At 72.4% G+C, this 8304-nt stretch carries 10 protein-coding genes; 4 read left to right on the top strand and 6 right to left on the bottom strand.

Features of this window, described 5'->3' with window-relative positions:
* The first annotated feature begins 58 nt into the window (after positions 1-58).
* Both aroA and AQJ67_RS22105 read left to right on the top strand, forming a co-directional pair.
* Positions 59-1297 carry a 3-phosphoshikimate 1-carboxyvinyltransferase gene (gene aroA / locus AQJ67_RS22110; RefSeq protein WP_062720788.1) on the top strand — a complete coding sequence of 413 codons (1239 nt, stop codon included), beginning with the start codon at positions 59-61 and terminating at the stop codon, positions 1295-1297.
* Positions 1294-1857, top strand: coding sequence for an RBBP9/YdeN family alpha/beta hydrolase (locus AQJ67_RS22105; protein WP_062720787.1), 564 nt, complete (start codon positions 1294-1296; stop codon positions 1855-1857). Before aroA ends, AQJ67_RS22105 begins: the two co-directional genes overlap by 4 nt.
* On the opposite strand, the gene AQJ67_RS22100 is transcribed toward AQJ67_RS22105, so the two are convergent.
* From AQJ67_RS22100 to AQJ67_RS22085, 4 genes are all read right to left on the bottom strand, one after another.
* Positions 1838-3076, bottom strand: a complete 1239-nt coding sequence (locus AQJ67_RS22100; protein WP_062720786.1) for an MFS transporter — start codon at positions 3074-3076, stop codon at positions 1838-1840. The two genes, AQJ67_RS22105 and AQJ67_RS22100, sit on opposite strands and share 20 nt — an antisense overlap.
* A gap of 107 nt (positions 3077-3183) precedes the next feature.
* Positions 3184-3984: a sugar phosphate isomerase/epimerase family protein gene (locus tag AQJ67_RS22095; protein ID WP_062720785.1), complete on the bottom strand. Its 801-nt coding sequence runs from the start codon at positions 3982-3984 to the stop codon at positions 3184-3186.
* A gap of 62 nt (positions 3985-4046) precedes the next feature.
* The gene (locus AQJ67_RS22090) at positions 4047-4979 is read right to left on the bottom strand and encodes a bifunctional helix-turn-helix transcriptional regulator/GNAT family N-acetyltransferase (protein ID WP_062720784.1); all 933 of its coding nucleotides are present in this window, start codon (positions 4977-4979) and stop codon (positions 4047-4049) included.
* An 88-nt stretch (positions 4980-5067) separates the two neighbouring features.
* Positions 5068-5883 (bottom strand): hypothetical protein, encoded by an 816-nt coding sequence (locus AQJ67_RS22085; protein ID WP_062720783.1) that lies wholly within the window; start codon positions 5881-5883, stop codon positions 5068-5070.
* Between the two features lie 198 nt (positions 5884-6081).
* Between AQJ67_RS22085 and AQJ67_RS22080 the strand changes: the two genes are divergently transcribed.
* Positions 6082-6873, top strand: a complete 792-nt coding sequence (locus AQJ67_RS22080) for a DUF4389 domain-containing protein (RefSeq protein ID WP_063807349.1) — start codon at positions 6082-6084, stop codon at positions 6871-6873.
* An 8-nt stretch (positions 6874-6881) separates the two neighbouring features.
* Here AQJ67_RS22080 and AQJ67_RS22075 read toward each other — a convergent pair whose 3' ends face one another.
* Positions 6882-7235 carry a MerR family transcriptional regulator gene (locus AQJ67_RS22075; protein WP_062720782.1) on the bottom strand — a complete coding sequence of 118 codons (354 nt, stop codon included), beginning with the start codon at positions 7233-7235 and terminating at the stop codon, positions 6882-6884.
* A gap of 61 nt (positions 7236-7296) precedes the next feature.
* Between AQJ67_RS22075 and AQJ67_RS22070 the strand changes: the two genes are divergently transcribed.
* Positions 7297-7863 carry an RBBP9/YdeN family alpha/beta hydrolase gene (locus AQJ67_RS22070; protein WP_062720781.1) on the top strand — a complete coding sequence of 189 codons (567 nt, stop codon included), beginning with the start codon at positions 7297-7299 and terminating at the stop codon, positions 7861-7863.
* Positions 7864-7865: 2 nt separating this feature from the next.
* Here AQJ67_RS22070 and AQJ67_RS22065 read toward each other — a convergent pair whose 3' ends face one another.
* Positions 7866-8177 (bottom strand): hypothetical protein, encoded by a 312-nt coding sequence (locus AQJ67_RS22065; RefSeq protein WP_062720780.1) that lies wholly within the window; start codon positions 8175-8177, stop codon positions 7866-7868.
* Positions 8178-8304 lie beyond the last annotated feature (127 nt).

Below are 8304 nucleotides of genomic sequence, written 5' to 3'. Positions count from 1 at the left end.
CGGGTCCAGTTTGTGGACGGCGGGGCGCGGGAGTGTGGGGGCGGGTGATCATGGCGGTATGCCCGTAGTCGACATCCCCGGTTCCAAGTCCGTCACCGCCCGTGCCCTCTTCCTGGCGGCCGCGGCCGACGGAGTCACCACGCTCGTGCGGCCCCTGCGCTCGGACGACACGGAGGGGTTCGCCGAGGGGCTGGCCCGGCTCGGCTACCGGGTCGGCCGGACGCCGGACACCTGGCAGGTCGACGGCCGCCCGCAGGGCCCCGCGGTGCCGGAGGCGGACGTCTACTGCCGCGACGGCGCGACGACGGCACGTTTCCTGCCCACACTGGCGGCCGCAGGCCACGGCACATACCGCTTCGACGCCTCGCCCCAGATGCGCCGCCGCCCCCTGCTCCCGCTGACCCGCGCCCTGCGCGACCTGGGCGTGGACCTGCGGCACGAGGAGCAGGAGGGCCACCACCCGCTGACCGTGACGGCGGCCGGCGTGGCGGGCGGCGAGGTGACGCTGGACGCGGGCCAGTCCTCGCAGTACCTGACGGCCCTGCTGCTGCTCGGCCCGCTGACCCGCGAGGGCCTGCGCGTCACGGTCACCGACCTGGTCTCCGTGCCGTACGTCGAGATCACGATCGCGATGATGCGGGCGTTCGGGGTGGAGGTCGCGAGGGAGGGGAACTCCTTCGTGGTCCCGCCGGGCGGCTACCGGGCCACGACGTACGCCGTCGAGCCCGACGCGTCCACCGCGAGCTACTTCTTCGCCGCGGCGGCCGTCACGGGCGGCGAGGTCACCGTCCCGGGCCTGGGCGAGGGCGCGCTCCAGGGCGACCTGGGCTTCGTCGACGTACTGCGGCACATGGGCGCGGACGTGACGGTGGGCCGGGACGCGACGACGGTCCGGGGGACCGGCGAACTGCGGGGCGTCACCGTCAACATGCGCGACATCTCCGACACCATGCCGACCCTCGCCGCCATCGCGCCCTTCGCCTCCGGCCCGGTACGGATCGAGGACGTGGCGAACACGCGGGTCAAGGAGTGCGACCGGCTGGAGGCCTGCGCGGAGAACCTGCGGCGGCTGGGTGTGCGGGTGACGACGGGCCCGGACTGGATCGAGGTGCAGCCGGCAGCTGCTGACGGGCCGACAGGCACGGAGATCAAGTCGTACGGCGACCACCGCGTCGTCATGTCCTTCGCGGTGACCGGGTTGCGGGTGCCGGGTGTCTCGTTCGACGATCCAGGGTGCGTGCGGAAGACCTTCCCGGGTTTCCACGAGGAGTTCGGGGCGCTGCGCACACGGCTGTGACGCGGGCTCACGGGTGTCGGTGGGCGGGCCACTGGCAGCACTGGCTCGCCGGCCGTCTCACCGCGATCGGCCATCAGGTCGGCTACCCGCAGCTGCCCGACCCCGACGACCCCGAACTCGATGTCTGGCTCGCGGAGTTGGCCCGGCACCTCGACGCGCTCGACGCCGGTGCGGAACGGGTCGTGGTCGCGCACAGCCTGTCCGCCGTGCTGTGGCTGCACGCCGCCGCGCGCGGGCTGCCCGGGCTCGGCGCCGTGGACCGGGTGCTGCTGGTCGCCCCGCCGTCCGGTGCCGTACTCGCCCGGTACCCGGAGGTCGCCGGATTCGCCCCGCCGCCCCTGGAGTTCAGCCTCCCCGGCCGGACCCGCCTGGTCGCGGGCGACGACGACCCGTACTGCGAGGAGGGCGCAGACACCCTGTACGGCACCCCGCTCGCGCTCCCGACCGACATCCTGCCCGGCGCCGCCCACCTCGACCTGGACGCCGGGTACGGGCCGTGGTCGGCCGTGCTGGGGTGGTGCCTGGATCCCACGGTGCCGCTCACGCCTCGTCCGGCGTGACCCTCCCGTCCCGTAGCTCCGGCGTACCCGTGCCCACCCAGGTCACCGCCAGCACGCACAGCAGGCCGCCCGTGATCAGGGCGGTCGGGCCGGAGGTCCAGCCGGCGACCAGGCCGCCGCGGAGGTTGCCGAGGTGGGGGCCGGCCTGGCCGACGATCTGTTCGGCGGCCGTCACCCGGCCGAGCAGAGCGTCGGGGGTGCGGGTCTGGACGATCGTGCCGCGGGAGACGACCGAGAGGGCGTCGGCGGCGCCCGCCGCCATCAGCAGCGCGAATCCCAGCCACGGGCTGGTCGTCAGGCCGAACACGGCGAGCGCCGCGCCCCACGTGCCCGCCCCGCACAGCATCACCAGGCCCGGGCGGCCCAGGCGGGTGACCGAACCCGACAGGGCCGTCGCCGTCATGCCGCCCACCGCGACGGCCGACATGAACAGACCCAGCGTGCGGGGGTTGCCGTCGAAGCGTTCGGCGTTGATCAGGGGGAAGAGGCTGACCGGCATGGCGAGGACCGTCGCGGCGAGGTCGGTGACGAGCGCGCCGCGCACCACCCGGTGGCCGGCCAGGAAGCGCAGTCCGTCCAGGACGCCGTGCAGCCCGGCCCGCGACGGCTCGCCCTCCGGCGGCAGCGCGGGCAGGCCGAAGGCGCCGTAGAAGGCGAGGCCGAAGCTCAGCGCGTCCAGCAGATAGCACAGGCCGATGCCGAACCAGCCGAGGAACAGCCCGCCCAGCGCCGGGCCGAGCAGCATCATCACCTGGCCGCTGGCGTGGTTGAGGGCCAGCCCGGCCGCCACCTGCTCCTTCGGCAGCAGCCGCGGCACGAACACGCCCGCCGCCGGACCGCCGACCGCGCCGAAGCAGGAACCGGCCGCCACCAGCGCGAGGACCCCGGCCACCGGTACGCCCCCGGTGAAGCCCTGCACCGCGAGCAGCAGCGCGCAGACCGCCTGTCCGACGGTGGCCACCAGGAAGATCCGCCGACGGTCCCCGCGGTCCACCCACGACCCGGCGAACAGACCCACGCACACCAGGGGCAGCGCCTGCGCGAGCCCGACCGCACCGCTCCACACCGGGCTGTGCGTCATGTCCCACACCTGGTACATGACGGTCACCAGGGTCATGAAGCCGCCGAGCACGGAGACCGTCCGCCCGATCAGCAGCCGCCGGAAGACGGGGGAGGTACGCAGCGGCCGTACGTCGATGAACGTACGGGCCAGGCTCATGAGGGCATGGCGGGGCGGGGGGCGGGGTGGGGCTGGGGCACGAGGGGGGACGCTATACCGGGGGATCCGCCCGGGACCACCGAATTACAGGGGCCGGGCCCCGCCGCCTAGGCCGACTCGTTCAGCAGCCGCGACAGGTGCTCCCGGCCCGCGCCCAACAGGCCGTCCAGCGGCGCGGCCTCCTCGTACCAGCGCTTCTCGTACTCCCAGCACAGCCAGCCGTCCCAGCCGTGCCGGGAGAGGACCTCCACGCAGTCGGCGAGCGGCAGCACCCCGGCGCCGAGCGGCAGCGGGGTCGTGTCGTCGGCGGAGGCGATGTCCTTGACCTGGACGTAGCCGAGGAACGGGGCGAGCGCGGCGTAGCTCTCCGAGGGCTGTTCGCCGCCCAGCCAGGTGTGCATCACGTCCCACAGCGAGCCGACGTGGCGGTGGCCGACCAGACCGAGGACGCGGATCGCGTCGGCCGCGGTGCGGTGCGAGTCGTGGGTCTCCAGCAGGATCCGTACGCCCATGTCGGCGGCGTACTCCGCGGCCGTACCCAGCCGACGCGCGGCGATGGTGTCCGCGCGCTGCGGGGTCTGCTCGGGGTCGGCGCCGGGGAAGACGCGGACGTAGGGCGCGCCCAGGTCGTGGGCGAGGTCGACGAGGGTGCGGATCTCCTCGATCACGGGCCCGTCGTCACCGGGGGCGGCCACCCGGGCGTACCCGGCAAGGCCCAGCAGCTCGATGCCGGCGGACTTGAACTCGGCCGCCACGTCGGTTCGTTCGGCGGGGCCGAGGCCCGGGTGGACCGGCTCCTCCGGGTGCGTGCGCAACTCGACGCCGTGATAGCCGTGCGTGGACGCGAGCCGCAGCACGTCGGGGAGGGGGAGACCGGGGACGCCGAGGGTGGAGAACGCCAGTTTCATGCACCCCACCTTGCCAGGGAAACGCGGACACGCCCATCCGGCAGGCACCCGGGCGGGGGGCCTCACTCCTGTGTGCCGTGCAGATCCAGGCGCCAGTCCTGGCCGTTCAGGTCCCTGCCGAAGGAACGGTGGGGCTTCTCGGCGGCCAGGACGAAGCCGTGCCGCTGGTAGACGCGGCGGGCGGCGGCCAGGACGTCGTTGGTCCACAGCACGAGGTCGCGGTAGCCGACGCCGCGGGCGAAGTCGACGACGGCCCCGACGAGCCGGTCGCCGATGCCGAGGCCGCGCGCGTCGGGCTCGACCAGCAGCAGCCGCAGCCGGGCCGTGCCGGGTGCCTCGTCCCGTACGCACATCACACAGCCCACCGGCCGGCCGTCCAGCTCGGCGATCCACACCCGCTCCAGATGCGGGTCGTGGTCCTGCGCGAAGTCCGCGACGATCCTCGCCACCAGCCCCTCGTAGTCGGCGTTGAAACCGTACTCGGCGGCGTACAGCGCGGCGTTGCGCTGCACGATCCAGCCGAGGTCGCCGGGGCCGGGTTCGCGCAGCAGGACGTCCTCGCGGCGGGGAGGGCGGCCGTGGGACAGGATCGTACGGACCGTCGTCATCGCCTCGGCGAGGCGCGGCCGTTCGGCGGCCGGCACGGTCGACAGCAGTGAGCCGACGGATTCGGTGGCCCGCTCCTCCAGCAGCTTTCCGGTCTCCCGGCCGCGCGCGGTGAGCGTGACGCGCCGGCGCCGGGGGTCCTCCCGCGAGGCCGTGCGCTCGATGAGCCCGTCCTGCTCGAACTTGTTCAGGATCCGGCTCAAGTACCCGGCGTCCAGGGAGAGTTCGGCCCGCAGGTCGGCCGCGTCCGTGCGCGGGGAGTGCGCGAGCTCGTACAGGACGCGGGACTCGGTGAGGGTGTACGGGGCGTAGAGGTGGCGGCTGTAGTCGAGGGCGCCGATGACGTTCGTGTAGAAGCGGTTGAAGGCACGGATGTCGTGGACGGTCATGATCGTCGACCCCCGGATACTTGACTGAGATACTTGACTGAGTCAGAGATGTCGTCGGGTCGAGCCTAGGACGCCGGCGCCCCCGCCGCTACCCCGAAACGGAGGATTCGGCCGGGGTCGGGAGGTCTCGCCCGCGGTCCGCCCGGGGGCAGTCGGCCAGGGGAACGAAGGGGACGTCCGCGCCCTGGCGCACCGGGTCGAGGTCCCGGACGAACCTGTAGCACTGCCCGGCCGTGGCGTACGCCGCCTTCGCGTCGCGGACGAGGACGGTGACGGTGACGGTGGCGGTCCGCTCGTTCCGCACCACACCGGTGACGCCGTAGTAGTCGAGAGTGCCGGTGGGGTCGAGAGCCCGCCGCACCCCGTCGGGGGTCAGGTCCGTCGGGCTCATGGCCGCGAGGCGTCGCTGGGCGAAGCGCACATGACCGGCGATCCGCTCACTCGGTCCGCACGCCTCGTCGTCCCGCACCGTCACGTCGGAGGTCCAGGCCGTTCCCGAGTGCTCGGGAAGGGCGAAGGTGAAGCGGAAGCAGCGGGTGATCCGGACCGGGCCGCCGCCCAGAACCAGCGGGTCCTCGTCGTAGAAGACGGCTCTGCGCGCGGTGGCGGTGAAGGTGTGCCGCCCCGGGTCGTAGGTGATGAGGGGCGTTTCGCTGTACCGCCAGACCACACCGGTGAGGGCGTCGATGCCGGAGCCCGCGCCGGCGGACGGATCGCTCTCGGCAAGTGCCCGGCCGGTGTCAGAGGCTGCCTTCTGGGCTTCCCGCATGAGCGAGGCCACGGCGTTCTCACGACGCTCGCTGTTCGTGCGGCCGGTGTGCCAGACGGTGTACCAGAAGTAGGCGACCAGGACCGTCGGGATCACCAGCAGCACGAGACAGCAGTTGGCGGCACGCCGGCTCACGGGTCCGGCGGCTGTCGATGGTCCCCCGATGCTCATCCGGATCATCTACCAGCAAAGGGGCGGTGACGGAAGATCACACGAACACCTGGCGCCCGGGTGCGCGGACCACCTCCGTTCGGGTGCCCGCAAGGGGCGGGGGCCGCCGGGGCGCCGCAGCATGGTGGGTGTCAGGCGAAAACGGCACGACTGGGAGTGGTCATGGCGACAGGTTGGGATCCGCGGGCCGCCACCGACCCCGAGGGCGGGGAGTGGCTGCCCGTCCTGGACATCCCGCCTGCCGCGCGGCAGCGGCGCTGGACCGTCCTGCTGCGCTGGCTGCTGCTCCTGCCGCAGTTCGTAGTGGTCTGCCTGCTCTCGATCGCGGCGTTCTTCGTGACCGTCGTCGGATGGTTCGCCGCGCTGTTCACGGGACGGCTGCCGGAGGGGATCTTCTCCTTCCTCGGCTCCGTCCTCGTCTACCGGACGCGGGTCGGCGCGAGTTCGATGCTGCTGGTCGACCGGTATCCGCCGTTCGCGTTCTCCGCACCCGACCACCCCGTGCAGATCGAACTGCGCGCCACGCCGCTGAACCGGCTCGCGGTGTTCTTCCGCCTGATCCTGATGATCCCGGCGGGCATCATCAACAACCTCGCGCAGGCGGGCTGGTTCGCGATCGGCTGGGTCTTCTGGCTCATCGCCATCGTGCTGGGGCGGCTGCCCGCCCCGGTCTTCGCCGCCACGGCCGCCGTCGCCCGCTACCAGATGCGGTTCACCGCCTACGCCACGATGCTGACCCCCGCCTACCCCAAGCGGCTGTTCGGCGACGAGCCGGTTCCCCAGCAGGCGGTCCGCTCCGGCACCCGGCCCCTCCTCCTGGACACCACGGCCAAGGTCCTCGTCGTCCTCTTCCTGCTCCTCGGCGTGGGCGGCCACATCGCCGGCGGGGTCGTGGACTACGGCGACGACGAGAAGGACGACCGTACGGCGCCGGCCGCGGTGACCGCGGGCTGAGCGAGGTCTCATCCCCGCACTGAAATGAGCTCGCTCAATCGCTGCTGTGTCTCGCGGAGTTCGGCCTGCCTGGCGTTGAGGCGGCCGGCCAGGGAGTCCAGCTCAGCCCGTAGATCCGGGCACATCTCCAGCGAAACGCCGTGATCTCCGGTGCGAGCACAGTCGAGGTATCGCTGGATGGCCGCGGTTCCCAATCCCGCGGAGATCATCGCCCTGATCCGCGCTACGCGGGTGACGTCGGACTCGGAGTAGTCCCGGTACCCGCTGCTGTCGCGGGCCGGGACCAGGAGTCCCCGGTCCTCGTAGTGGCGCAGCGCTCGCGCGCTCACCCCGGTCAGCTCGGCGAGTTCGCTGATCAGCACCGTCGAATCCTCCTCATCGGCTTGACCTTCACGCTGACGTGAACCCATACCGTCCTGCGGCATGACACCTGGAACAACCCAGCGGCGCGCCTCGATCATCCACGGCTACGGCGCGACCCCCGAAGACCACTGGTTCGGCTGGCTGGCCGAGCAACTCCGAGCGGACGGCGTCCCGACCACGATCCCAGCCCTTCCGTCCCCACAAGCCCCGGACCCCGCACAGTGGGCGGCCGCCGTACGCGCCGACCTGGGAACGCCTGACAAGCACTCGATCGTCGTCGCACACAGCCTGGGCTGCCTCACCGTGCTGCGCCATCTGCGCTCCCTGCCGAGCCCCTGGCGCCTCGGCACCCTCGTGCTGGTCTCCGGCTTCGTCGACCGACTGCCCGCGCTCCCGGACCTGAACGCCTACATCGGACACGGCTGTGACGTGACGGGACTGGGCAACCGCATCGATCGACTCACGATCATCCGGTCGGACGCGGACCCGTACGTACCGCCTGCCCACACCGACCGCCTTGCCGGCCTGCTCGGAATCCCCGCGCAGGTAATCCCCGGCGCGGGGCACTTCCTCGCTTCCGACGGCGTCACTTCGCTGCGCGAAGTCCGTGAAGCCATCGCGTCGTGACGTCAAGAGAGCAAGTCGCGGCTGTCCGAGGTGGAGTTCCCCTGCCCCAGCCGCGCCCCTCTGCTCTCCGCCACACGTTTGACGTCTCTCAGGGAGTCGCTGAGGCAACCGGCGATGTAGCGCAGTTCTCCACCCGTCACGCGAGGCTCCGCGAGGAGCGTGGCGGCGTGGGCGAGCAGTTCGTCGGCCATGCCGAGCTGGAGGCCTTCGATCTCGTCCGCGAGGCGCGAGACCCGGCCGGTGCCGTCGCCCACGACATAGGCGGGATTGCCTTCCGGGCCGGTCCAGGGCAGCAGGCGTGGTTCGTTGCTCACATGCCCCACCTGAGGGGGAGACGGGGCAGTAGCGGTCGCAGGTTCATGCCGGGTTCCGCGATCAACAGCACCCGCCGCGATGCCGGTACGCGCCGGGTGAGGTTCCCCGTCTGGTGGGTGGTCGGGC

The sequence above is a fragment of the Streptomyces caeruleatus genome, assembly GCF_001514235.1.
Lineage (GTDB): Bacteria > Actinomycetota > Actinomycetes > Streptomycetales > Streptomycetaceae > Streptomyces > Streptomyces caeruleatus.
This window is presented reverse-complemented; position numbering and strand designations above follow the sequence as displayed.

What these genes read in the sequence shown, in the direction of transcription:
- aroA (WP_062720788.1), top strand. Translation starts at nt 59, where the DNA reads ATGCCCGTAGTCGACATCCCCGGTTCCAAGTCCGTCACCGCCCGTGCC.
- AQJ67_RS22100 (WP_062720786.1), bottom strand. Translation starts at nt 3,076, where the DNA reads ATGAGCCTGGCCCGTACGTTCATCGACGTACGGCCGCTGCGTACCTCC.
- AQJ67_RS22095 (WP_062720785.1), bottom strand. Translation starts at nt 3,984, where the DNA reads ATGAAACTGGCGTTCTCCACCCTCGGCGTCCCCGGTCTCCCCCTCCCC.
- AQJ67_RS22090 (WP_062720784.1), bottom strand. Translation starts at nt 4,979, where the DNA reads ATGACCGTCCACGACATCCGTGCCTTCAACCGCTTCTACACGAACGTC.
- AQJ67_RS22080 (WP_063807349.1), top strand. Translation starts at nt 6,082, where the DNA reads ATGGCGACAGGTTGGGATCCGCGGGCCGCCACCGACCCCGAGGGCGGG.
- AQJ67_RS22070 (WP_062720781.1), top strand. Translation starts at nt 7,297, where the DNA reads ATGACACCTGGAACAACCCAGCGGCGCGCCTCGATCATCCACGGCTAC.